Origin of the sequence: Pseudoalteromonas atlantica (genome assembly GCA_007988745.1) — a bacterium.
In the GTDB taxonomy this organism is placed as follows: domain Bacteria; phylum Pseudomonadota; class Gammaproteobacteria; order Enterobacterales; family Alteromonadaceae; genus Pseudoalteromonas; species Pseudoalteromonas atlantica.
The window spans coordinates 1-21,780 of sequence record BJUT01000041.1; the positions used below are offsets into that span (position 1 = coordinate 1).

Consider the following 21,780-nt stretch of genomic DNA (forward strand, 5'->3'; position numbering starts at 1 on the left):
ACCGAATCCGGTTAATTGGGTGGATCCGTTTGGGTTATTGTGTAAAGAGGGGCAAGAAAAATTATCTGCAATGCTAGGTACATTAGTTGGTAATGGTATTGATCAAGCAGCGAAGGATAAAATATTAAAAAGTGCGATAGATAGTGCCACAATCACAGATCCAGAAGGTAAGTTAAAGGTTCAAAAACCAGAGGGTGTGAATAAGTTAAATTATGCCTATACATTAGAGAGTATGAATGAGGTGGACAATACCATAATTATTCACCGTAATATTGGGGGAGAAACTAAAGAAATGGAGCTTACTATTGAGGAATTTGCAGGTATGCATGAATTTGATGGTAAAGCAGTTAATGAAGAATGGGCTACCAAAGGGCGGATTAAAGAAAATACAGCGAGAACATTGGTTACGGCTAAAAAGAAAGATAATTCAGAAAATATATATATTGAAGCCTGAAGAAAAAGAAGAACTACAAGTTCATTGCGTCGCACGTGACAAGGCAATGAAAAATCGTGATGAATTTGCACGGCAAACAGATGGATACAACAACCAAACTCCTAAAGTGAATGAGCAATCGGCTAAAATTGGAGAAAAGGCGGCCGATATGGCTGTAAAAGCCAATTACCCAGATTATAAGAGAATACATCCAGATAGTTTAGATCATTCGACATCGGTATCAAGTAACTTTGATATGGTTTATCAAAACTCTGATGGTGATGTGATAATTGTTGAAGCCAAAGGCGGTAAGAGCCCACTGGGTAAAAAGCAAATTGGTGATAAAGACTATCAGCAAGGTACGCCTGAATATGCTGAAGCTATTACCGAGAATATGAAGAAAAATGGTAAGGTAAATGGCAAAACAGATAGGGAAGCAGCATCAGCCATCATGGAAGCTATGGACGATGGGAATGAAGTTAAATATTTACATATTGAAACCCCAATTATTAATACAAGTACTGGCTCTACTATTAGTGAAGTCAATATTTCAGAATTTGATATCGATTAATCAATAGTTGTAGGATAGCAAATGAAAGTTGAAAGAACATATAAACCTAAATTTGAAAATGTGTCGTTGGATGAGTGGCTAGAGTCTCCAAAGAGAAGAATAAAGAAAATTCCTGTTAATATATCAAAAAAAAGAGATAGTTTATTAAGGTTTTCAAGTTTGTATATTGATTTTTCTCGCTGGCTTACTTGGGAAGTTCAAACACCCGAAATCGAAAGTGAGTCTGCAATGGGTTTACGTTATGCCTCAAAAATGTATGCTGCATTTTTGAAGCTTGCAGAGCATCCAGAGCAAGATCTTACCTTTAAAATATTCGATTTATCTGAAGTGACTTGGAATGGTAAGGGAATGCTAGAGGCAGGTCGTGCTCACCCTGAACAGTGGCTTGACGCCTATTTTTTAGCTATGGTCACTCGCGATTCTGAAAGTATGGATAGCTTGGCGAGTTTCCCTGTTGAAGTTATGAAACAAAGTGCCACTAAGTCTGGCCCTGTCTCTTATAAATTAGTAGAGGTGTTTCAAGCTTATCATCACCGACAAGAGAATTATCCATCGCTACTTAATGAGGGCATGAAAATGGCGGTAGAGCAAGGTAATGACTGGGCATTAGGTATAGCGATGGGGTATTTAGAAACCTTTGCCGCACTTTCTACAGATATTGGCTTTGATTTTAATGAAACCCTTGCAAAAAATGTACAGTTGCAAGAGAAATACTGGATGAATGCAAGTGAACCAGACACTGTTCCGGTTGAATCATTCTTACCCATACAGTTACTAGGTATGGCATGCATGTGGCACGATATGGGTAATGAGGTAACGGTTGAAAGTGATTCACTTCCTCGTTTTTTAATTAATGGAACTTATTTTAAAAAATTAGAAATATAGGTAAGGAGGCTCAAACCACTATGTTTGGTTTAATAAAAAAAAGTGACGTACACATGTGCTCTGAAGTTAAAGGGATTATTACTTTAAACGGCAATCCCGTTGAAGGTGTTTTAATTAATCGCAGCCTCAAATTTGCACATAAAATTGAAAAAGCGGGAATAAACTAGACACCCATTTTAAATAGTGGGTGTTAATTTACTACTAATACATTGTAATTAAAAATATAACATTAAAGAAAAGGATGCTTCGATGGCAGTAATCAGAATAACTCAATCTGTTGGATTGGGCGGCGCTAACAATTTAAACGATGTAAAAACCGTACAAACCGCTTTAAATTCACTTCTTTCCCTCATAGCGCCCACTAGAAAACTTACCGTAGACGGTCGTTTAGGCTCGCGCCCTGAAAACTCTAAAACAGTAGCGGCTATTAAGTTGTTTCAAAGCAAAGTGGTAAACATGGTACGCCCAGATGGAAAAATAGATCCAAATGGACGCACCCATAGAAAAATTAACGAAAAGCTTATAACCCTTGTAGTTAAAAATAACTTTAAGCTACCAGTTGCCTCTACAGATGTTAAAAAGCTATCAGAATCGGATTATCAAGATATTGCAAAGGAACTAGGATGTAAAGTTGCAGCTATTAAAGCTGTCGCCGATGTTGAATCTTCTGGTGATGCATTTTTTTCCAATGGTAAACCAAAGATCTTATATGAAGCACATATATTTTCTCGCTATACAAACCATATATATGATCAGAGTCATCCATCTATATCTAGCAGACACTGGAATCGTAGTTTATACATAGGTGGTACAAGAGAATACACAAGACTAGAAGAGGCTATGACTCTAAATTCAACAGAGGCATTAAAATCAGCTTCTTGGGGGCGTTTTCAAATTATGGGCTTTAACTATCGTGCATCAGGGTTTTCTAATGTTGAGGAGTTTGTACGAACAATGTTTAGCTCTGAAAGAAAGCAACTTGATGCGTTTGTTAATTTTGTGAAACATAAAGGCCTAGAGAAACACCTGCTCACGCTAAATTGGGCTGCATTTGCCAAAGGCTATAATGGGTCAAAATATGCGGAGAACCAATACGATATCAAACTGCAAAAGGCATTTGAAAAATATGATAAAAAATAACCGTTTTCAGGCTTTATTTATTCTTCCGCTATTTTTTGTTGCATCATGTAATGCAACTCAAAGTGAGGCTGAGATTATATTTAAGTGTCAAGCTGATGCACCTAAGCCAGTCGAAATTGTTGTTAGTGAAGTGAATGGAACATTTAAATTGGAGGCGTTTAATGTTGATGGAAGCAACCTCATCAATTCCATTTCACTCAGTGATATAAGTAAGTCCAGTTATCACCGCTCTTTAGTTACAGAGCATAGTATGACTTTTACGCAAGCTAATGGTGACGTCGTAGTAAGTGATTACTACAGTGAAGAGTTTGATACGGTTACAGAGGAAAAATCAGTCACCATACAAAAAAATGGCAAAAAAGAATATTGGACTTGTGATGATTCAAGTTTTAGCAAGCTATCTGCTATTGATGATTTTTAAAGTGCATCGTAACTATTCAGCCCCACCTTTAGAATAAATAACATGATACCCACTTTAAATAGTGGGTGTTAATTGGCAGATTAAACTAGATGGCAGAATAAACTAGACACTCATCTTAATTTTGAAGTTTGGCTGATACAAAATATTACCACTGTATCTCGCGTTGTGTTCGGCGTGCTTTTTTGTGCGGTGAAGAGCATTTTACAGGTCAATCTTATGAACATCGACGAGGCTGGGTTGAAGATAAGCTGCTTGAGTTAGCCGAGATATTTTGTATTGATGTGTGCCCTTATGCTGTTATTAGTAACCATACTCACTTGGTTCTGTATGTAGATGACAAAAAAGCTGAATGATAAAGTGACCATTATTCGTTGGCATAAACTGTGTAGAGGTACTGTACTTACACAGAAATATATAGAGGGCGAAAGCTACTCGCATAAAATTAAATCAACTATAGTGAAATTTTAGTAATAAATCACAACTGCATCATGCAGCGATTTTTATGCGTTTAATTTAAATTTAACAGCAGTAAAATTCTATTTTATGGGTTAAATAAACTAAATTTATTAGGAAAGATAGGTTCTTAATCTAAAAATTTTTATGGCACAGTTTAGCTTTTACTTGCAACTGAAGTATATGAGGAGTTGAGTAAGTAGTGTCTAAAAACGATGAGGTATTTCTATTATTTCCACCATGGAAGCTTTTACGAAGGTTTCTATTAGTAACAGTGCTCTTACTTTTGGGTACTGCATACTCCGGAATGACTGTGTTAACGCAATACTTTGATACAGAACCTGAGTGGCTGTTAGGCATTTTATTTTCTACAGGGGTAGCATTTTGCCTTATAAATTTTAAAGTAAGCCAAGGCTCTTTTTTTGCGCAAATATATTAAAATTCTATGCTTTATTTTTAGCTGTGATTTGCTTACCGACTTTTATAATTTTAGAAGGTAATGGGTATTATATTGCAACAGCTATCAATGTAGCCTTTATGTTGCTCTCTTTTTATTTAATTAAAGGAGAAAAATACCAAGGTCTTATTAAATATCAGTATGATTTTTTTAAAGATATAAAAGACGCTCGTGCTGCTGTCGAAAAAGAAATGGCAAAAAGTAACCGAAGGAACAAAAAGTAATAATTTTTTTTACCTTTATTCAATTTAGAACTCTAGGGAGCTATGAACGCCTAAGCTAAGGCGCTATAGAAATGCTATGGAACAACAAAACCAACAAACATTAACTAACCTTGTTTACGATATATACGAAAACCCAACTTTAATAGAAGAGCATCAAGTGCTTATCATGCCCTTGTTGAGCGATTTAGTTGCCACAGCACCAGCTGGGTTTGAGGGTATGGCGACGATGATTAATACCCATATTTCTAATGGGTTTAAATTCAAAAATCCTAAAATACAAAAATTTGAACTTGAGTCAGGGCTTTTAAAACTTAAAACATACTTTCAAAAAATAAACCTTTAATACCTACCTCTCTTTTTTATTGAGCACCCACATTTTTAATTTTAATGCAGCACGTGTGCTGCATTTGTTTTTCTCATTAAGGATGATGTATGAGCCTTATTACCACGAGTATTTTAATGCTGTTTTTACAGCCTTTATTTGTATATTTAGCTCTTTTTAAAGAGTCTGAGCAAAGTGCCCGAAACCGTTCCCTAGATAACGAGGATGCTATGTATCTATTTATAGCGCCAGGGTTAGCTGTATTTTATCCTGATGACTTTTGGCAGGCGGTACTTTATTTAGGAACTGTATGCCTATTAGGTTTAATGCTCGCCATTATTGTAAAAAGCAAAGCTAAAAAACGATTAACAAGGGATGACGCTATCGGATTTACAATTGCCAGTTTTTTATTTTTTTGGCTTATAAAATTAATTATCGGTGGGATAGGGTACCTTTTTAGCGAAAATGCCGCGAATGGTTCAGCGGCCGACATAGGCCAGCAAGCTTTTTCATCAACTTCAGGTGAGCTTTTAAACTGGGGGTATTTATATTATCAGTTTTGGCCAACGCTATACTTTTCACTATCTATGCTAACCACTTTAGTTATAAAAATAATTGAAAGCCGGTTTGATAAACATTCAATTTCAGGCTCGCTGTTAATTTTGGGTGCAGTTTTAGCTGGCGTATCACCGTTATTTGGCAATACTTTTATTTTAGGTGTGATAGCTAACTTTTTTATATTTTTTGTTGTGTGTACGGCATGCATAGAAATTGATAAAAAGAGCGACCCTTCAGCCGGTGCTATTAGTATTATGTATGCTTTTTTGCTTATGGGCGGCATCATGTTTAGTGGCATTGGTAAATTAATATATACACTATTTTATAATTAGATTAGTGATTGTTTTTTGATTAAAAAACATGCAGTATAATTGTACCTAATTAGACCCCTACTTTTTCAGCATAAATATGGCTGGTGTAATTGATTAGCCATATATATTAAGTAGTTTATAGCTAGGCCTTGGGAGAGAGTTTGCTTTGTTTTTATCGCGCTTAAAAATTTTTGTATTGGTAATAGTCTCTATTGCCGTTGTTTTTTTTACTACATCACAGGCTTGTGCAGATATGTTTGGCTTTTTTAATAAACAAGAATTTTATTTATCGGCTCCAGTAAAAGGGCAGTTATTAGATAATGGGCAGCCAGTTGCAAACACTAAAGTGATGCGCTCACTTACCTATGGCGATGAATACGTTGATGAAACCACAACAGATGAACAGGGTTATTTTACCTTCACAGAAAAAACAATAAAAACAGGTAAACCTTCTAATATGTTTGATAACGACTCGTTGGTTCAACATATTTATTTAGAAAACGGCACGCCAGAAGGGATTGTTTTGTGGTACACACTTGTTTCAATTCATGAAGATAGCGATACACTCAAAGCGCTTCTTGCACACTTAGAGTGTGATATTGGCCAAGAGCCACAAACTTACGATATTCCAATTAAAGAAGATACAAGCCACACTTTTGCGATATACACATCATGTAAACTTTAACTATTTATTTAAAGGGAACTTATATGAATACTTTGACACCCACTCAAGCCGTACAATTAGCAAACCTTGCTTATAAAGCAAAAAGTATTAAAACCACTAATTTACTCAATCGCACACTTCATGCCTCTTTGCGCGACAATTTTAACTTTTCTGTTAACCCTGGCGCAGTACAAGGGATAACGGGCAGCTTTTTTTCTCATTTATTTAATTTAAGCACGGGCTTTGCTTTAGTAGGGCATGGGCTTGGCGCGTATGAGGGCGATTCGGTTATAACTATTCGGGGGACTAACTCGCTAAGAGATGGATTAACCGATGGGCACTTTGGTGTGAGTGGTGGGTCAAATGGCAGTATGGTGCATGCTGGTTTTAATAAGACTTTTTATAGTATGAAGCCTGCGCTGCAAGAGTTTATAGCAGCGAATATTCAAGATAAAGTGACTGGTTGCGTTCATTTAGTTGGCCACAGCTTGGGTGGTGCGTTAGCGACGCTTTCTGCTGATTGGATCAAAGCTGAGTATTCACTTCCTGTAAAATTATATACGTTTGGTTCGCCACGTGTTGGGCTTGAAAACTTTTCTCGCGCAGCAACATCTAGAATCGATAAAATTTATCGCTGTACACATGGGGCTGACCCAGTGGCTAAAGTGCCTTTATGGCCTTTTTCGCATGCTCCGCACAATGGCCAAGAAATACGTTTAGATAGTGGACAAGGTTTAAAAGGTGCTGCTCATACTCTTGCTGGTACGCCTGGCTACTTAAACACTGCCAATAGCAATAATTGGAACAACTTAACTATACAAGCTAATCACTTTTTAAACATGCCTGTGCGTTTAAAATTTGAAGACAGAAATCAAGCATCATTTACCTCACATTGGGCAGATAAACTAGGTGCTGCATTAATTACCCTTTTAAAAGATGCAGGCTATTACAGCGCAGTTGCTGCCCAAGCAGCTATTGGTACTGGGCTCACTTTTTACGATATGTTGGCGCGAACGCTTGATAAAATAGCTAAAGCGTCAGCCTCGTTTGCAACACAAACCTTAGGTTTATTAGGGCATATGTTAGTGTTTGCAGGCAAAGTAATTAGTAAAGCGGTGGAGCTGACTTATAGCTTTATAAAATCTGTTTTCGACTCAACCCTAGGCGCTTTATACAGAGCTGCAAGAGAAGGGCTTAGCGGCCTAGACTAACCTTAATTTAAATCTCAATCTCGCTCTAACAAAATAGCACCACTTTGGTTTTCGCCTAAGTGGTCGTTTTTGTTATACATAGGGCACTTACTCATAGATAAACACCCACAACCAATACAGCCATCTACGCGGTCGCGTAGGCGCTGCATATACGCTATGCGCTCATCAAGCTGTGCTTGCCATTGCTTTGAAAGGGCTGACCAGTCTTTTTGTGTGGGAGTGCGCTGCTCAGGTAATGTGGCCAGGGTGTGTTTAATTTCATCAAGTGTTATTCCCATGGCTTGTGCGGCTTTTATTACCGCTATACGGCGCAGCACATCTTTTTTATAGCGGCGTTGGTTGCCGCTATTTCGCCAACTACGTATGAGTTCTTTTGTTTCGTAAAAGTGTAGGGTTGATACTTTTACGCCGCTGCGCTTAGCGACATAACCTACGGTTAGGTTAGCCTCGGTTAGTTTTTTTTGATCTATTGGCATTGTTTTAAATTTCCGGTTGACCTCAATATAAGTTGAGGTTTTAAGCTTCTTTCAACATTAAAAAAGGAGCTAACTAAATGCAACAAAAACTTAAACGCAGCACTGTTATTATTTACTCAAGCGCACGTAAAAATGGTAATACGCAGGCACACGTTAACAGCTTTGCTGAGCAAAACGATGTAAGGATAATATGTTTAGATGATTATAAAATAGCGCCGTACTGTTATAACAAAAACTATAAAAGCGATGACTTTTACGCTGTATTTGAAGCACTATTAAAGTATGACCACTGGGTGTTTGCCTCACCCGTTTATTGGTACAGCACCACGGTACAAATGAAGTTATTTATTGATAGAATAACCGACTACATGGACGATGAAGCATTAAAACCAAAATTACGAACGCTGCGTAGTAAGCATTTTTCAGTGCTTTCTAATGCGTCATCAACTGAAGCGCCGGCGTGTTTTGTAGAGCAATTTAAAAATACGTTTAGTTATTTAGGTATGCAGTTTATTAATCATCACCATAAAAGTACCCAAAAGGTTGCTTAAATTGCAGCCTTTTTTGGTTGTCTCTGGTAGTTTAGTAATACGCTTAAAAACACAGGATTGTTTTATGAAATATTTACTAGGGTTAGTGCTGCTTTTTAGCCCGTTTATTAATGCTAATGAGCAACCAATTAACGGGTTTGGTAATTATTATAATGTACCCGAGCATGACAAAATTAATAGCTCTACGGTATTTAAAATAGCATTTGATGTTGCCGATGGTGCTAAAAAAGGCGAGCAAAATAATTCAATAAATTCGTTAGCGCGTTTTATTAACATGCATGTAGCGCATGGTGTAAAGCCTGAAAACATTCAACTTGCATTAGTTGTGCACGGCAGCGCAAGCGTTGATGTGTTAGCTAACAGCGAATATAAAAAACGCTTTAGTGCTGATAATAAAAACCAAGCGTTAATTGAGCAGCTACTTGCTAATAACACTCAGGTGTATGTGTGCGGGCAATCGGCTACTCACTTTAAAGTAACGCCTGAATTGCTCATTGATGGCGTAAAAATGTCGCTTTCTGCGATGACCGCGCACGCACAACTTCAACAACAAGGCTATACGCTTAATCCATTTTAATGACGCAAATAACAAAAAATATACTCTGCTTTGGCGACTCTAATACGTGGGGCTTAAACCCCGAAACAGGAAAGCGCTATGATGAAAATACCCGTTGGACGGCGCGGTTACAGCAACAGCTAGGCAGCGGCTTTACCGTAATAGAGTCGGGGCAGCCAAACCGTACGCTTGTGAATAACCCGCCTTTTACGGGGGAGCTTAATGGTATTCGCTATTTAAAACCCGATTTGCAGCAACACGCTTTACACACGCTTATTATTGCACTTGGCACTAACGATTTAAAAAAGCGTTTTAACTTAGTCCCAGCAGATATAGCCACCGGCCTTACGCATTTTATTGGCTCTATTAAGCAATTTTACTCGCCAGCTAACTTACCAAACATAATTGTTATTGGTCCTTTATTTATTAACCCTCAGCATGGATTAAGCCATATTTATTTAAACTGTAATCAAAAGTTATTGCCCCTAAACGCTCTCTTTAAACGTATAGCACACGAGCACGCGCTTAATTACGTTGATATATCACACCTTAACGCCCCCCTAGGGAGCGATGGTATACATTTAAATAGCCAAGGCCATAAGCAGCTTAGCGATATACTCAGCCACCTGGTTTTGCAATTATAATGCAAACAAATCAATAAATTAAAAACGTAATTTGCTTTAATTATTTTACAAGCTTGATTGCTTTTATGCCCAGATATGCAATTATTATTGCACCTGACTCACACACAGCTTCTTTAAAAAGGTGTTATGAAACAATATCAACGTAGGTCTTTAATTGCAGTATTAAGCGGTGTCGTGGTTTTTATTATATGTGCTAGCACACTGATGTACTTTGCTGCACAAAAGCTAAGTAGGCAGTTAGCGCGAGATTCAAATTATATTGTTCAACACATAGATGCTGCCGCAACAGAACGTAGAAAAATTTTAACCCGCCTAAATAACGCAAACGCTAAACAATGTAATAACAATACATTGATAGAAATGCGCCGCGCGTTGTTTGATGCACAATACGTGATAGATATTGGCTTTTTTACAAATAATGAGCTGGTTTGCACCACCGGTGCTGGAAAGCTGGCAGCTACAATTACCGATAATCCTCCCGACTACATTCGAATTGATAAATACGATAATAAACCTGTGCGCGTAAGGTACGAACCACAATTGTATTTACTTTTGTTTAGTGGCCGAGCAATGGAAGTGATAATTGTAAGGCAAGGTAATTACAATTTAATAGTCGATACGCGCGCTTTTAACGATAAAGTAATTGTATCGACCAAATGGGAAGTACTTTATAAAAACACGCGCGAGACGTTTCATTTAGCGGGGGCTAAAGGGGTTTATGAGCAGGTAAAAAATCACTCATTTTTACCTTATGAATCAATTATTAAATGCAGTACTAATAACCCCGGGTACTGCGCAGCCGCACAACTTCCGTGGAGCCAATTTTTTGCTGATAATCAATTTTTATTGATTATTTCGCTTATTTTAATTTCGTTAGCGGGTGTATCAAGTGGGCTGTTAATTGACTATAGCTTAGCGGCTAGGCGCTCAACTATTACGCGGGTGCGCAAAGGCCTTAAAAAGGGCTCATTTTATTGGACCTACCAACCCATTATTTGTTTGCAAACGGGTAAAGTGGTTGGCTGTGAGGCGTTGGCCCGTTTTGAAGATAAATACGGCGTTTTATTTCCTGATCAATTTATTCCTATTATCAGAAAAACCAATTTAACGTGGCGCTTTACCCAAGCCATGATTGAAAAAGTACTTTATGAGCTAACCACCGTTGAGGCATTACCGCGCAATTTTAAAATTTCTATTAATATTTTTCCCTACGATGTAGAAACAGGCAATATTGCGCTTTTAAAAGACATACCGGCACTCACCGATTCGCGCTTTATTATTTGTTTAGAAATAACAGAAGACGAATACTTAGACTCAACAGTTGCCCATGCCCACTTTAAAAGGCTGGTTAAGGCGGGCTTTAATTTATCGATAGATGATTTTGGTACGGGTTACTCTAACTTAAAAAATCTACAAAACTTGAGCTTTCATCAGCTTAAAATTGACCGCACCTTTGTACAAGACATAACAACACAAGGCTTAAAGGCCTCAATGATCCCCAATATTATGGCGTTGGTACGTAAGTTTAACTACACCTGTGTAGCAGAAGGCATAGAAACAAATGAGCAAGAAGCCATACTAAAACAAGCTGGCGTACATTATGGCCAAGGCTGGAAATATGCCAAACCCATGGCACTTCGAGAGTTTAAAGCGTATTTAAAATTGCAAACGGTTTAAACGTGTTTTACCTCATACACGTATGAGTATGATATTTATAACAGTGTAAGGTTTTAAAATGATTAAAATAATAGCCAGCGCATTTATGGTGTTAATGCTTAGTGCGTGCTCAGCTCAATACCCAAATCAGCAAATTACCGGTAAGCAGTTTCCAACCATTAGCGGCCAAAGCCTAGATGAGAAAAGCGTAACCATACCGAGTGATTTTAAAGCCGATAAAACCTTGTTACTCATTGGCTATAAACAAGATAGCCAATTTGACATAGACCGTTGGTTAATTGGCTTAGACATGACAGGGGTTACATTACCCACTTACGAACTGCCTACCATAGCAGGTATGGCCCCGCGTATGTTTAGTACATTTATAGACAGCGGTATGCGCAAGGGTATACCAAAAGAGCTTTGGGGCGGGGTAATCACTATTTATGAAGATGGTGAAGCTGTGCAAAAATTTACAGGTAATAAAAACCCAAACAATACTCGCGTTGTTTTAATAGATAGCAAAGGTAAAATTTTACATTTTTACGATAGGGGCTTTTCGGTAGAGGCGCTTAATAAACTAAACGAAAAAATAAAATAAAGGGAGCCAAGCTCCCTTTAGTATTAAGTGTGTTTAAAACGCATAACTTACACTAAAGCGCGTAGTGCGTGGCATAATATAGCGGCCATTTGGGGCATCGGCATTACGTGGGTCGCCCTCTGTTATACCTTGCTCATCCGTTAAGTTATCAATGGCCAGTTGTAGTTTTATGCCTTCCATAGGTTCTAAAATTAAACCTAAGTCTACTTTTTCGTAGCCATCAAGAGTCACCGTGTTTTCGTTGTTACCAAAGCGGTCATCAACAGCCGACAGTGTGCCATATAACGTGGCATACATACCTTGTAGTTCAAAGTCGTAGCTAGGTGTGATACGCACTTGCCACTTTGGCTGGCGCTGAGATTCATTTCCTTCATTGGTTGGGCTTTGCGTTATTTCGGTTTCTTGTAGTGTGGTATTTAAATTAACCGAAAAACCCGACTGATGATTAAAGTTATAATCAAGCTCAACACCGTACGCTTCGTTTGTTAAAATTTCTGCAGGTACACCTGGGCGGCGTACAAATGTATCGCCCTTTACTTCGTTAACAAACAAGGTAGCGTAAAAGTCTGTAGAGTCAGAAATTAGCTTGTAGCCAAATTCGCCTTGGGTTACTTCTTTAATTAGCTTTTCGCCGCCTTCATAAGCGCTAAAGTTATCTCTAAAGTCGTCAAAGTAAGGCATTTTATAACCACGGTTTACGCGTGCAAATACACCCATGTCATCGTTTATTGAATAGTTAATCCCCGTTGTCCACGATGTTTTACTTTCATCATAGTTAACTGTTTTGGTAATAATTCCATCAAGGTCTTCATCAACACTGTATTCTACTTCATGACTTTCGTGGCGCACGCCTGCATCTAATGTAAAGTCGTCGGCAAATTTGTATTGAGCTGTTACATAAAACGCATTGGTGCGCGCATCACCTGTTGAGCTAATATCGTAGTTAAAATCGCAGCCATCAGTGCTTTGATTACACTCAATGCCAGTTAGCGACTCGCCGCCGGCTTCTAGTACGTGGTAAGCCGTATTACCTAAACTCCACCAATCGTTTGCCGATGTACTAGCTGTGTAGTAACCAAACGTGGCTGATAAATTATCAAATTGCTTTGAAAACGCTAAATCGTTTGTAAATGAGCTAATTTCTTTTAAAACAACCCAGCGGCCAAGTTGTTGTATTGGGGTGTCGCTTGCGTACTCAGTATTGGTTACTGCACCAAATGCGGTTTGCCCATTATCGGCAACTGCACCAACCGTGGTTGCTGAGCCACTTGGCACCAACCCGTATGTATTGGCATCCCCTTTAGTTATATTAAAGCGGTCAGAAAATTGCCAACCATTATCAAGCTCTAGTTTAATGCTACCGCCTGTTACATGGCCGTCCCAGCCTCGGCCATCCCCTAAGTCAATATCGTGTGCTTGTGCATCGGGGCCGGTAAAAATGGTTGCTTGGCGGTTTAACGTGCCAAGTTGGGTATATTCTGCGTCAATCCCTTCAATATTAAGTGGGGTAGGTAAGTACCATGCACCATGGTCATCTGTTTGACGGGTATAAAAGTTAAGCTCGCCGTTATCTAAATCTTTAGTGATATTAATGGTAAATTGGCTGCCTTTCTCAGAGGTAAAACCTGCATCACGAATACCCGGAGAGCTTTTTACATAGCCGCCAACCATAAAGTATAAATCGTCAGTAATTTCACCACTAATAACAGCATCTACTCGTTGTAGGTCGTAATCAGATGTTGTGTATTTAAATAAGCCTTCGGTGTCTTCACCACCGCGCTTTAGCCTAAAGTTAGTTGTTAAACCCGGTTGGCCGTTTGATAAAACAGGGTTTGGCCCACCGCGTAAAGCCTCCATGGTCTCAATCGTTTCATCAATTCTAAAAAGTGAAGAGTTTTCTAAAAACGATAATGTAGGGGCTGGGTAAACGGGTGACCCTTCAATACTTAAGGTTAAAAATGGGGCGTCACCGCCGCCAGGAAAACCACGTACAAATACATTGGCACCAGATTCACCCCCTGAGCTTTCTACCCAAACCCCAGGTACGGCTTTAAACAGATCGGCAGTGCTTTTAGGTGAAAGTTTAATAATTTGCTGGCTATCAATATTTGTAACAGCGTAGCCTGCATCAATTTTTCTGATGCCGACCCCGGTAGGTGTGCCCGAAACAACAATTCGCTCTACCTTGGTTTCTTGTGCTTGCTCTTGTGCAAAGGTGGCGTGTGAGCTCAAGGCTAAAGTTATAGCGCACGCTAATGTACTTTTTGCTTTATTGAATGTCATGTGTGATCCCGTTTTTAGTGTGTTAAACAGTGTGTTTTTTACTGCGCTGTATACAAAGTTTTTATATAAACAGGCTGTATATGATGAAACCTTAAAGACTAATGCAAACGTTTGCAATATTTATTTGTAAATTATTTATGAATTATATTTGTAGAAATATTGAGCGTAAAAGCCTAGGTATGGCTTTTTTAGCCTGTGAGGCAAGCCAGAAAAAATTAATAATGCTATATTGTCAGCTAGTTACATTAAACATTAGTTAATACAACGCGGCTCAGGGTTTTCATGGATAACAAAAAAATAAAATTAGCTGATTTAGCAAAGCTGGCAGGGGTGTCTACCTCTACGGTTTCGCGTGCTTTAAATGACAACCCATTAATAAAACAAGAAACACGCGATAAATTAAAACAACTCGCTAAAGAGCATAATTTTAGTTTAAACACCGCTGCAAGCCGCTTGCGAACGCAAAAAACAAATGTTGTTGCTGTTATCATTAACTTAGATGAACAAACCGAACAATCGATTAGCGATCCATTTTTACTTAAAGTGGTTAGCGAAATTAATCTTGCACTTAATCAACAAGGGCTAGAGCTTTTATTGTCTAATTCAATAATGGCACAGCACGATTGGGCTAATTACTTTATTAATGGCCGAAGGGCCGATGGCATTATTGTGGTTGGGCAAGGTAAAGATCAGCGCAATATAGAGGCGGCTGCTAAAGCGGGGATCCCTTTGGTCGTGTGGGGAGACCCTAAAACACCTAGTAATTACCCTATTGTAGGCAGTGATAACTACCTAGGTGGAATGCAAGCCACTGCGCACTTAATCGAACACGGTGCAAAAAATATTTTATTTTTAGGCGACCCAGAGCACGGTGAAATTAGCGAAAGACACCGTGGTTATGTGGCTGCGCTATCTACGCATAAACTAGAGCAGCACGTTGTTTCTATTGATATTACTAGTAGTTCGGCGTATCAAGAAATTAATAGTCTATTACGCGAAAAAGGGCTCTACTTTGATGCAATAATGGCTTGTAGCGATATGGTTGCTTTAGGTGCAATGAAGGCGTTAAAAGAGCGCTATGTCAGTATTCCTAATGATGTTGCATTGGTGGGCTTTGACGATATAGCAATGGCAGATATTAGCCATCCGTCGCTTTCAACGATTAAACAAAATACTCAATTAGCGGCTGAACTTTTAGTTAAAAAGCTTATGCAACAATTTATGGGTCAAAAAGTTGAATCTCAAGTTATTGATATAGAATTAATAACTCGCCAATCGAGTAAACGCTGATTTATGAATGGTAGATACAAATTTTAAAACTTAAAATGCAAACGATTGCATTGATTTTTATTCTACACTAAACTCAACGTTCACTGACACAAACACACACGCTAATTACCCAAAGGTGTTAGCTTTAATCGTTATGGCGCACTGCGTTATAAGTAAGGCAAGCTATGAGTAAAACAAAAATCACACTAGCAATTGCTGCAAGCTATTTTATTTTCGCAATATTATTAAATAGCGTAGGAACAGTCATTTTGCAGGCAATAAACACACTGGGCGTTAGCAAAACTGAGGCGTCTGTTTTGGAAGGGTTTAAAGACTTATCAATTGCGATAATGTCTTTTGTTGTTGCCTCGTTCATTCCTAGATTAGGGTATAAGCTCGCAATGTTAGGGGCTTTAGCGGTCGTTGCATTAGCGTGCTTAAGCACCGCACTGATCAGCGAATTTTATATGTTTAAAGTGCTATTTGCAGTGATAGGCTGTGGCTTTGCGGTAGTCAAAGTTTCTGTTTATTCGATTATTGGCCAAGTAACCGAAGATGCGAATAGTCACTCGTCACTTTTAAACACCATCGAAGGCATTTTTATGGTGGGTGTATTAAGTGGTTATTGGATTTTTACCGCCTTTATAGACCCAAGCCAAAGCAATGCGTGGCTCAATGTTTATTACGCGTTGGCCGCGCTTACTTTAATTGTATTACTAAGTGTTGTTATTGCACCGATTGCGCCTGCAATTGATAAAAATAAAACTGACTCTAGTTTGAGTGACTTTATAGCCATGCTTAAATTAACGTATCAGCCCTTGGTGCTTATTTTTATTATAAGTGCATTTTTATATGTCCTTATTGAACAAGGCGTAGGTACTTGGCTGCCAACCTTTAATAACCAAGTTTTACAATTGCCTGTGGCTATAAGTATTCAGTTAGCGAGTATTTTTGCTGCGGCGTTAGCGTTTGGTCGCTTAGTTGCGGGGCAGGTGCTTAAGCACATTAATTGGTTTTTTGTTCTGTGCGGATGCTTAGTCGCCATGGCATTACTTATTATTATAACGTTACCCCTAACTGAAAACCTGCCTAATACAGCAATCACTAGCCTATTTGATGCACCACTAGCTGCATTTGTTTTGCCCCTCATTGGCTTTTTTATGGCGCCAATTTATCCAGTGTTAAATTCGGTAATGCTCAGCGCATTAGAAAAGCACCAGCATGCAGCCATGACAGGGCTAATCGTTGTGTTTTCAGCACTTGGAGGCACAACTGGTTCAATGATCACAGGCTACGTATTTGAGCATTTTAGTGGTCAGCACGCATTTTATCTGTCGTTAATTCCCATTAGCTTAATTTTTATAAGCGTGATTATTTTTAAACAGCGCACCCGCGCCATTTCTCAGCACGCTGCCAGCATATAATTGATTTAGGATTGTTATGAATTTTTTTGAGAGCCAGTTATTTAAAGATGTACAGACCCAACATATTTTTGATGACTGTAAAACATTTGCAGATGCAACTGCACGAAACAGCTGGCAAAGTGCGTGTAAACACTACGAGCAAGTAGCACCACTTAATCAAGCCCAATTAAAAGAGTTTGTAAATGCTCACTTTATTACGACCCCCTTACTCCGTATGCAAAGTGAGCCAGATACCGCAAGCGTTAAGCACTATATTAACTCTTTGTGGCATGGTTTGAGACGGGCGGCTGATAAACCTAAAGCCGATTCTTTATTAGCATTAAAGCATAGCTACATTGTGCCTGGTGGGCGTTTTCAGGAAATATACTACTGGGATAGCTACTTTACAGCGCTCGGCTTAATTGATGCTAATAAACCTGAAATTGTTGAAGATATGCTGCAAAACTTTATCGACCTTATAAACGATTATGGGTGTATTCCAAATGGCAATCGCAGTTACTACTTATCGCGTTCACAGCCACCTATTTTAGCGCTTATGGTTGAATTGCTATGGCAGCACGAGCACAGTAAAACCAATAATGTAGCATGGCTTGAAAAATGTGTTAATGCGCTTGAAAAAGAGTATGCGTTTTGGATGCAAGGCGCAGAAGAGCTTACGAACGAGAAAACGGCACTAAGGCGAGTTGTAAAAATGCCATGCGGTGGCAAGTTAAATCGTTATTGGGACGATGAAGCAGCCCCTAGGGCAGAATCCCTGAGAGAAGATCTGGCACTCGCAGAGGGCTTAGCTGAGCATAAAAAGCCCGACTTTTATCGACATATACGTGCTGCATGTGAATCTGGCTGGGACTTTAGTTCTCGCTGGCTAGCTGAGCCTAATTCACTTAGCTCTATACAAACAACCGATATATTACCCATTGATCTTAATTGTTTGCTTTATAACCTAGAAAAACAGCTTAGTAAGTTTAATAAGCTGCTAGGTAATAACCAACAAGCCGATTTATTTAGCGACTACGCAGCAGCTCGCCGCGCACTGATTAATAAATACATGTGGAGTGAGCAACAACACTTTTTTGTTGATTATAATCATCACAAAGCGAGTCAATCTAAGGTGTTAAGCGCTGCCGCAAGTACTGCATTATTTTTTAACTTAGCGTCTGAGCAACAAGCTCAACATATTGCCGAGCGACTAAGCCGCGATTTTTTAAAGGCCGGCGGCATAGTTACTACCGTTACCTCTACATCACAGCAATGGGATAGCCCTAATGGGTGGGCTCCGCTGCAGTGGTTTGCTGTTAAAGGGCTTAATAATTACGGTTATAGTGATCTTAGTAAACGTATAATGCAAAACTGGCTAACAATGGTAGAAAACGACTTTTCTGTTAATCAGTGCCTACTAGAAAAATACAATGTGTGCGTGCCTCAATTAAAAGCAGGGGGCGGTGAATACGTAGTACAGCAAGGTTTTGGCTGGACTAACGGGGTTACCTCACGCTTTTATACGTTATGTGCGGACTGATCAGAGCAGTATTTTATATGAAAATAATTCACTAATTTTCATTAAATTATTGTAACTATTAACTAAATATTATTGGTGATTGTTTTATGCCGTGTATGATTAATGCCCAGGTGCATTGTAAGTGATTAATAAATTCGGTAGTGTGGTGTAAACATTTCAAGGACGAAATCTATGCTACAACCACACGCCGTTTTTGTAAAAACCACGTTTCAATCTTCTTTTCACAGTGAAAGCTACACAACTATATTAAAAACCATGCAAGCCATTTTTGGCGATATTAAAATGGACGACGTGATCCCTAAAAATGAGAAAAGGGATAAGTTTGATTTATTTTTAATTGATGGCGATAAAAATAACTGGTTAGATTTGCTGCCTGCCGACTTAATTTGCCTCGCTAAAAAGTACAAAGTTGTCTTATTTAATGTAGAGCCCAATGCCGTGTGCGAAAAAAATCTACTGTTAAATCATTTTAATGGTGTGTTTTATAAATCAGATGCACCAGAAACTATTTTTAAAGGGCTAGTTAGAATAACCTCAGGCGAGTTATGGTTTACGCGAAAGGTTATATCAAAAGCGTTTTCAGATATTCTCTCGGTTGCCTCTTCGTTTAATAGCCTACAAGAAGATATTTCCCCAAAAAAAGGGGATTATGCGCACCTTACTAAACGTGAAAAATCGGTTATTCACTTAATTGCTCAAGGGGCGAGCAATAACGCCATTGCCGATAAACTTAATATAAGTGACCACACCGTTAAAACGCATTTGTACAGTGCCTTTAAAAAAACCAATTCTCGTAACCGTGTTGAATTAGCAAATTGGGCTCAGCGTTACATATCGGTGTTATTACCTATGGCTAAGTAAACCACTATTCCTAAAGTGACCTTAAGCCCAGCTCTGCTGGGCTTTTTTTGTTTTACGATAAATCTAATAAGCTCTTAGAGTTTAGTTTTAACGGCTCACATCTAGGCTTTATTATACCAATGCGCATAACTAAATGATTAAGTACTATTGCGGATTGGTATTATACGGATGAGTTTTAAGCCAGTGCTCGGCGATTTGCTCGCGCGTGGCAAACCACACTTGCTCATGCGATTTAGCATATTCTAAAAACCGTGCAAGGGCTTTAATGCGCCCAGGGCGGCCAATTAAGCGACAATGCAGCCCTATAGACATCATTTTAGGGGCGTTTTCACCTTGGGGGTCGCCTTCCTCGTATAGCGTATCGAATGCATCTTTTAAATAATTATAAAACTGATCGCCGGCATTAAAGCCTTGCACTGCAGCAAAGCGCATGTCGTTTACATCAAGCGTATAGGGCACTATTAGCTGTGGCTTACCTTCTTTAATACTGTAAAAGGGTAAGTCGTCGCTGTAATCGTCGGCATCATATAAAAACGAGCCATTTTCTACCACAAGGGCTGCTGTGTTAGGGCTTGTGCGCCCGGTGTACCAGCCTGTGGGCTTTTTACCGGTAAGCGTTTGAATGATTTCAATGGCCTTTTGCATGTGCTCGCGCTCGGTTTGCTTATCTATATGTTGATAATTAATCCAGCGCAGGCCGTGGCTTGCAATTTCGTGCCCAGCTTCAACAAAGGCTTTAGCTACATCGGGGTGGCGCTCAAGGGCCATTGCCACAGCAAAAATGGTGACCGGTATATCGTATTTTTTAAAGAGTTTAAGTAAGCGCCACACGCCTGCGCGCGAGCCATATTCGTAAATAGACTCCATGCTTATGTGGCGGTCTTCTACATGGGGAGCGCTGACTATTTCAGATAAAAACGTTTCGGCTGCTGCATCACCATGCAGTACACAGTTTTCACCGCCTTCTTCGTAATTTAATACTACTTGCACGGCTATACGGGCTTTATTAGGCCAGTTGGCATGCGGAGTGTGTGCACCATAACCAATTAAATCGCGCGGGTAATGTTTAAATTGCTCGCTCATGTTACTGCTCCTTTTTTACTGCGCTAAGCCAAGTGCTAAGCATTTCACGCTCTGCATCAGTCATTTTTGTCATGTTAGCCAATGGCATGTCTTTGGTAATAACGGCGCGAGTATGAATAAGTGCACTGGCTTTTTTTACATCAGCAAGTGAGTCGAGCTTAAAGCCGAGCGGCGCGGTTTGAAAAAGCTTCGATGTAGGGGTTTCACTGTGGCACTGTGTACAGTGTTTATTAATAATATCCCATGCTTGCGCATCACTTATGCTTGCTTGTAGCTCATTATTCGCGTTTACAGAACTACTTGGCCACGGTGCTATGGCTAGCATTAACGCAAAAAACGCGGCAATACCGCTTATTAGCACTGAAGGCTTATTAACGCCTTGGTGCTTTAAATTAAAAAAGTGGCGTATCCACATACCAATAATAAAAAAGCCAATAAGCACTAACCAACCAAACTCATGGCTATAGGTATACGAAAAATGGTTACTTAGCATAATAAATATAACGGGTAGGGTGGCGTAGTTATTATGTACTGAGCACTGCTTTGCTTTTAAGCCCGGCGCTGAATCAGGAATGCGCCCAGCTTCTACTTCGCTTACCATGTAGCGCTGTGCAGGCATAATAATGTGATATACATTACCGGCCATACAGGTACCAATTAATGCACCAACATGAATATACACCGCGCGGTCACTAAATAGCTGATCAACCCCATACGTCCATAACGCTAAAAAGCCTACACCTAGGGCAATAAATGCCTTGCCGTTTTCAACAAGCGGGCTTTTACACAATAACCGATAAACACCATAGCCTAAGCCTATAAAACCAAGTGATGCACCAATAGCTGCAAACTTACTGAGCTCACTTTTACTGGCATCAAGTAAATACACATCTGCGCCCACATAATATAACAGCGTAAATAACAGCGCGCCGCTGATCCAGGTTGTGTAGGCCTCCCATTTAAACCAATGTAGGGTAGAGGGCATTTGTTCTGGGCCATTTTGATACTTAGCCACTTCGTAAAAGCCGCCGCCATGAATAGCCCATAAATCGCCTTTTATGCCTTTATCTTGTTTCCATTGTGGCGGTGTTTGTAAGTTATTATCAAGCCACACAAAATAAAATGAGGCGCCTATCCACGCTATACCTGCTACCACGTGAAAGTATCTAAACACCAAATGAGCAAGCTCAAATAAATAGTTTTCCAT

Annotated in this window: 23 protein-coding genes and 2 pseudogenes; 21 read left to right on the top strand and 4 right to left on the bottom strand. The window is 39.3% G+C overall.

All coding sequences use genetic code 11. The annotated features are described in order from the left end of the window. The 12 genes and pseudogenes from PAT01_RS20105 to PAT01_RS14845 form a co-directional block, all read left to right on the top strand. The coding region (locus tag PAT01_RS20105; RefSeq protein WP_186807289.1) for a hypothetical protein at nucleotides 1-454 on the top strand (454 nt) is incomplete at its 5' end. After that, nucleotides 444-1,004 carry a hypothetical protein gene (locus PAT01_RS14800; protein WP_154945728.1) on the top strand — a complete coding sequence of 187 codons (561 nt, stop codon included), beginning with the start codon at nucleotides 444-446 and terminating at the stop codon, nucleotides 1,002-1,004. The genes PAT01_RS20105 and PAT01_RS14800, both read left to right, overlap by 11 nt. Nucleotides 1,005-1,163: 159 nt before the next feature. Next, nucleotides 1,164-1,889 (top strand): immunity 49 family protein, encoded by a 726-nt coding sequence (locus PAT01_RS14805; protein WP_186807290.1) that lies wholly within the window; start codon nucleotides 1,164-1,166, stop codon nucleotides 1,887-1,889. A gap of 20 nt (nucleotides 1,890-1,909) precedes the next feature. Next, nucleotides 1,910-2,056, top strand: a complete 147-nt coding sequence (locus tag PAT01_RS20110) for a transthyretin-like family protein (protein WP_186807291.1) — start codon at nucleotides 1,910-1,912, stop codon at nucleotides 2,054-2,056. Nucleotides 2,057-2,138: 82 nt separating this feature from the next. Beyond that, nucleotides 2,139-3,029 carry an N-acetylmuramidase domain-containing protein gene (locus tag PAT01_RS14810; RefSeq protein WP_096042755.1) on the top strand — a complete coding sequence of 297 codons (891 nt, stop codon included), beginning with the start codon at nucleotides 2,139-2,141 and terminating at the stop codon, nucleotides 3,027-3,029. After that, nucleotides 3,016-3,450 (top strand): hypothetical protein, encoded by a 435-nt coding sequence (locus tag PAT01_RS14815; protein ID WP_096042756.1) that lies wholly within the window; start codon nucleotides 3,016-3,018, stop codon nucleotides 3,448-3,450. Before PAT01_RS14810 ends, PAT01_RS14815 begins: the two co-directional genes overlap by 14 nt. A 128-nt stretch (nucleotides 3,451-3,578) precedes the next feature. Then, a pseudogene (locus PAT01_RS14820) lies at nucleotides 3,579-3,885 on the top strand (hypothetical protein); the annotation flags it as partial. A 480-nt stretch (nucleotides 3,886-4,365) separates the two neighbouring features. Beyond that, nucleotides 4,366-4,584, top strand: a complete 219-nt coding sequence (locus PAT01_RS14825; RefSeq protein ID WP_154945730.1) for a hypothetical protein — start codon at nucleotides 4,366-4,368, stop codon at nucleotides 4,582-4,584. A 76-nt stretch (nucleotides 4,585-4,660) separates the two neighbouring features. After that, entirely contained in the window at nucleotides 4,661-4,927 is a 267-nt protein-coding gene (locus tag PAT01_RS14830; RefSeq protein WP_096042758.1) for a hypothetical protein, read from the top strand. An 89-nt stretch (nucleotides 4,928-5,016) separates the two neighbouring features. Next, complete coding sequence (locus tag PAT01_RS14835; RefSeq protein ID WP_154945731.1) at nucleotides 5,017-5,796, top strand: hypothetical protein; 780 nt, start codon at nucleotides 5,017-5,019, stop codon at nucleotides 5,794-5,796. Nucleotides 5,797-5,941: 145 nt separating this feature from the next. Next, a complete protein-coding gene (locus PAT01_RS14840; protein WP_024032856.1) occupies nucleotides 5,942-6,460 on the top strand; it encodes a DUF6795 domain-containing protein in 519 nt (172 codons plus the stop codon). 23 nt (nucleotides 6,461-6,483) lie between these two features. Next, nucleotides 6,484-7,650 carry a lipase family protein gene (locus tag PAT01_RS14845; RefSeq protein ID WP_154945732.1) on the top strand — a complete coding sequence of 389 codons (1,167 nt, stop codon included), beginning with the start codon at nucleotides 6,484-6,486 and terminating at the stop codon, nucleotides 7,648-7,650. 14 nt (nucleotides 7,651-7,664) lie between these two features. Here the strand turns inward: PAT01_RS14845 and soxR are convergent, their stop codons facing one another. Then, nucleotides 7,665-8,126 carry a redox-sensitive transcriptional activator SoxR gene (gene soxR, locus PAT01_RS14850; protein WP_154945733.1) on the bottom strand — a complete coding sequence of 154 codons (462 nt, stop codon included), beginning with the start codon at nucleotides 8,124-8,126 and terminating at the stop codon, nucleotides 7,665-7,667. Between the two features lie 77 nt (nucleotides 8,127-8,203). Between soxR and PAT01_RS14855 the strand changes: the two genes are divergently transcribed. The 5 genes from PAT01_RS14855 (at nucleotide 8,204) to PAT01_RS14875 (ending at nucleotide 12,134) form a co-directional block, all read left to right on the top strand. Beyond that, on the top strand, nucleotides 8,204-8,677 hold the full coding sequence (locus PAT01_RS14855) for a flavodoxin family protein (RefSeq protein WP_138576565.1): 474 nt from the start codon (nucleotides 8,204-8,206) through the stop codon (nucleotides 8,675-8,677). 64 nt (nucleotides 8,678-8,741) lie between these two features. Further along, on the top strand, nucleotides 8,742-9,254 hold the full coding sequence (locus PAT01_RS14860) for a DsrE family protein (protein ID WP_138576563.1): 513 nt from the start codon (nucleotides 8,742-8,744) through the stop codon (nucleotides 9,252-9,254). Beyond that, on the top strand, nucleotides 9,254-9,877 hold the full coding sequence (locus PAT01_RS14865) for a GDSL-type esterase/lipase family protein (RefSeq protein ID WP_318299759.1): 624 nt from the start codon (nucleotides 9,254-9,256) through the stop codon (nucleotides 9,875-9,877). Before PAT01_RS14860 ends, PAT01_RS14865 begins: the two co-directional genes overlap by 1 nt. 126 nt (nucleotides 9,878-10,003) lie before the next feature. Then, complete coding sequence (locus tag PAT01_RS14870) at nucleotides 10,004-11,554, top strand: EAL domain-containing protein (protein WP_138576561.1); 1,551 nt, start codon at nucleotides 10,004-10,006, stop codon at nucleotides 11,552-11,554. Nucleotides 11,555-11,612: 58 nt separating this feature from the next. Continuing rightward, nucleotides 11,613-12,134, top strand: coding sequence for a hypothetical protein (locus PAT01_RS14875; protein ID WP_126009363.1), 522 nt, complete (start codon nucleotides 11,613-11,615; stop codon nucleotides 12,132-12,134). Nucleotides 12,135-12,167: 33 nt separating this feature from the next. On the opposite strand, the gene PAT01_RS14880 is transcribed toward PAT01_RS14875, so the two are convergent. Further along, nucleotides 12,168-14,417, bottom strand: a complete 2,250-nt coding sequence (locus PAT01_RS14880) for a TonB-dependent receptor (RefSeq protein WP_055255504.1) — start codon at nucleotides 14,415-14,417, stop codon at nucleotides 12,168-12,170. Nucleotides 14,418-14,696: 279 nt separating this feature from the next. Between PAT01_RS14880 and PAT01_RS14885 the strand changes: the two are divergent. From PAT01_RS14885 to PAT01_RS14900, 4 genes and pseudogenes are all read left to right on the top strand, one after another. Next, a pseudogene (locus tag PAT01_RS14885) lies at nucleotides 14,697-15,707 on the top strand (LacI family DNA-binding transcriptional regulator); the annotation flags it as partial. A gap of 164 nt (nucleotides 15,708-15,871) precedes the next feature. Next, entirely contained in the window at nucleotides 15,872-17,110 is a 1,239-nt protein-coding gene (locus PAT01_RS14890) for an MFS transporter (protein ID WP_138576559.1), read from the top strand. 16 nt (nucleotides 17,111-17,126) lie between these two features. Then, nucleotides 17,127-18,629 (top strand): trehalase family glycosidase, encoded by a 1,503-nt coding sequence (locus tag PAT01_RS14895; RefSeq protein WP_154945734.1) that lies wholly within the window; start codon nucleotides 17,127-17,129, stop codon nucleotides 18,627-18,629. A gap of 171 nt (nucleotides 18,630-18,800) precedes the next feature. After that, nucleotides 18,801-19,490 (top strand): response regulator transcription factor, encoded by a 690-nt coding sequence (locus tag PAT01_RS14900; protein ID WP_154945735.1) that lies wholly within the window; start codon nucleotides 18,801-18,803, stop codon nucleotides 19,488-19,490. A 144-nt stretch (nucleotides 19,491-19,634) separates the two neighbouring features. Here PAT01_RS14900 and puuE read toward each other — a convergent pair whose 3' ends face one another. Next, nucleotides 19,635-20,573: an allantoinase PuuE gene (gene puuE, locus PAT01_RS14905; RefSeq protein ID WP_004587051.1), complete on the bottom strand. Its 939-nt coding sequence runs from the start codon at nucleotides 20,571-20,573 to the stop codon at nucleotides 19,635-19,637. A 1-nt stretch (nucleotide 20,574) separates the two neighbouring features. Then, entirely contained in the window at nucleotides 20,575-21,780 is a 1,206-nt protein-coding gene (locus PAT01_RS14910) for a urate hydroxylase PuuD (RefSeq protein WP_154945736.1), read from the bottom strand.

Bases quoted from the DNA above. Each gene is read 5' to 3' on its own strand.
- PAT01_RS20110 (WP_186807291.1), top strand. From the start codon at position 1,910: ATGTTTGGTTTAATAAAAAAAAGTGACGTACACATGTGCTCTGAAGTT.
- PAT01_RS14810 (WP_096042755.1), top strand. From the start codon at position 2,139: ATGGCAGTAATCAGAATAACTCAATCTGTTGGATTGGGCGGCGCTAAC.
- PAT01_RS14815 (WP_096042756.1), top strand. From the start codon at position 3,016: ATGATAAAAAATAACCGTTTTCAGGCTTTATTTATTCTTCCGCTATTT.
- PAT01_RS14830 (WP_096042758.1), top strand. From the start codon at position 4,661: ATGGAACAACAAAACCAACAAACATTAACTAACCTTGTTTACGATATA.
- PAT01_RS14835 (WP_154945731.1), top strand. From the start codon at position 5,017: ATGAGCCTTATTACCACGAGTATTTTAATGCTGTTTTTACAGCCTTTA.
- PAT01_RS14845 (WP_154945732.1), top strand. From the start codon at position 6,484: ATGAATACTTTGACACCCACTCAAGCCGTACAATTAGCAAACCTTGCT.
- soxR (WP_154945733.1), bottom strand. From the start codon at position 8,126: ATGCCAATAGATCAAAAAAAACTAACCGAGGCTAACCTAACCGTAGGT.
- PAT01_RS14855 (WP_138576565.1), top strand. From the start codon at position 8,204: ATGCAACAAAAACTTAAACGCAGCACTGTTATTATTTACTCAAGCGCA.
- PAT01_RS14860 (WP_138576563.1), top strand. From the start codon at position 8,742: ATGAAATATTTACTAGGGTTAGTGCTGCTTTTTAGCCCGTTTATTAAT.
- PAT01_RS14865 (WP_318299759.1), top strand. From the start codon at position 9,254: ATGACGCAAATAACAAAAAATATACTCTGCTTTGGCGACTCTAATACG.
- PAT01_RS14870 (WP_138576561.1), top strand. From the start codon at position 10,004: ATGAAACAATATCAACGTAGGTCTTTAATTGCAGTATTAAGCGGTGTC.
- PAT01_RS14875 (WP_126009363.1), top strand. From the start codon at position 11,613: ATGATTAAAATAATAGCCAGCGCATTTATGGTGTTAATGCTTAGTGCG.
- PAT01_RS14880 (WP_055255504.1), bottom strand. From the start codon at position 14,417: ATGACATTCAATAAAGCAAAAAGTACATTAGCGTGCGCTATAACTTTA.
- PAT01_RS14890 (WP_138576559.1), top strand. From the start codon at position 15,872: ATGAGTAAAACAAAAATCACACTAGCAATTGCTGCAAGCTATTTTATT.
- PAT01_RS14895 (WP_154945734.1), top strand. From the start codon at position 17,127: ATGAATTTTTTTGAGAGCCAGTTATTTAAAGATGTACAGACCCAACAT.
- PAT01_RS14900 (WP_154945735.1), top strand. From the start codon at position 18,801: ATGCTACAACCACACGCCGTTTTTGTAAAAACCACGTTTCAATCTTCT.
- puuE (WP_004587051.1), bottom strand. From the start codon at position 20,573: ATGAGCGAGCAATTTAAACATTACCCGCGCGATTTAATTGGTTATGGT.
- PAT01_RS14910 (WP_154945736.1), bottom strand. From the start codon at position 21,780: ATGGAAAACTATTTATTTGAGCTTGCTCATTTGGTGTTTAGATACTTT.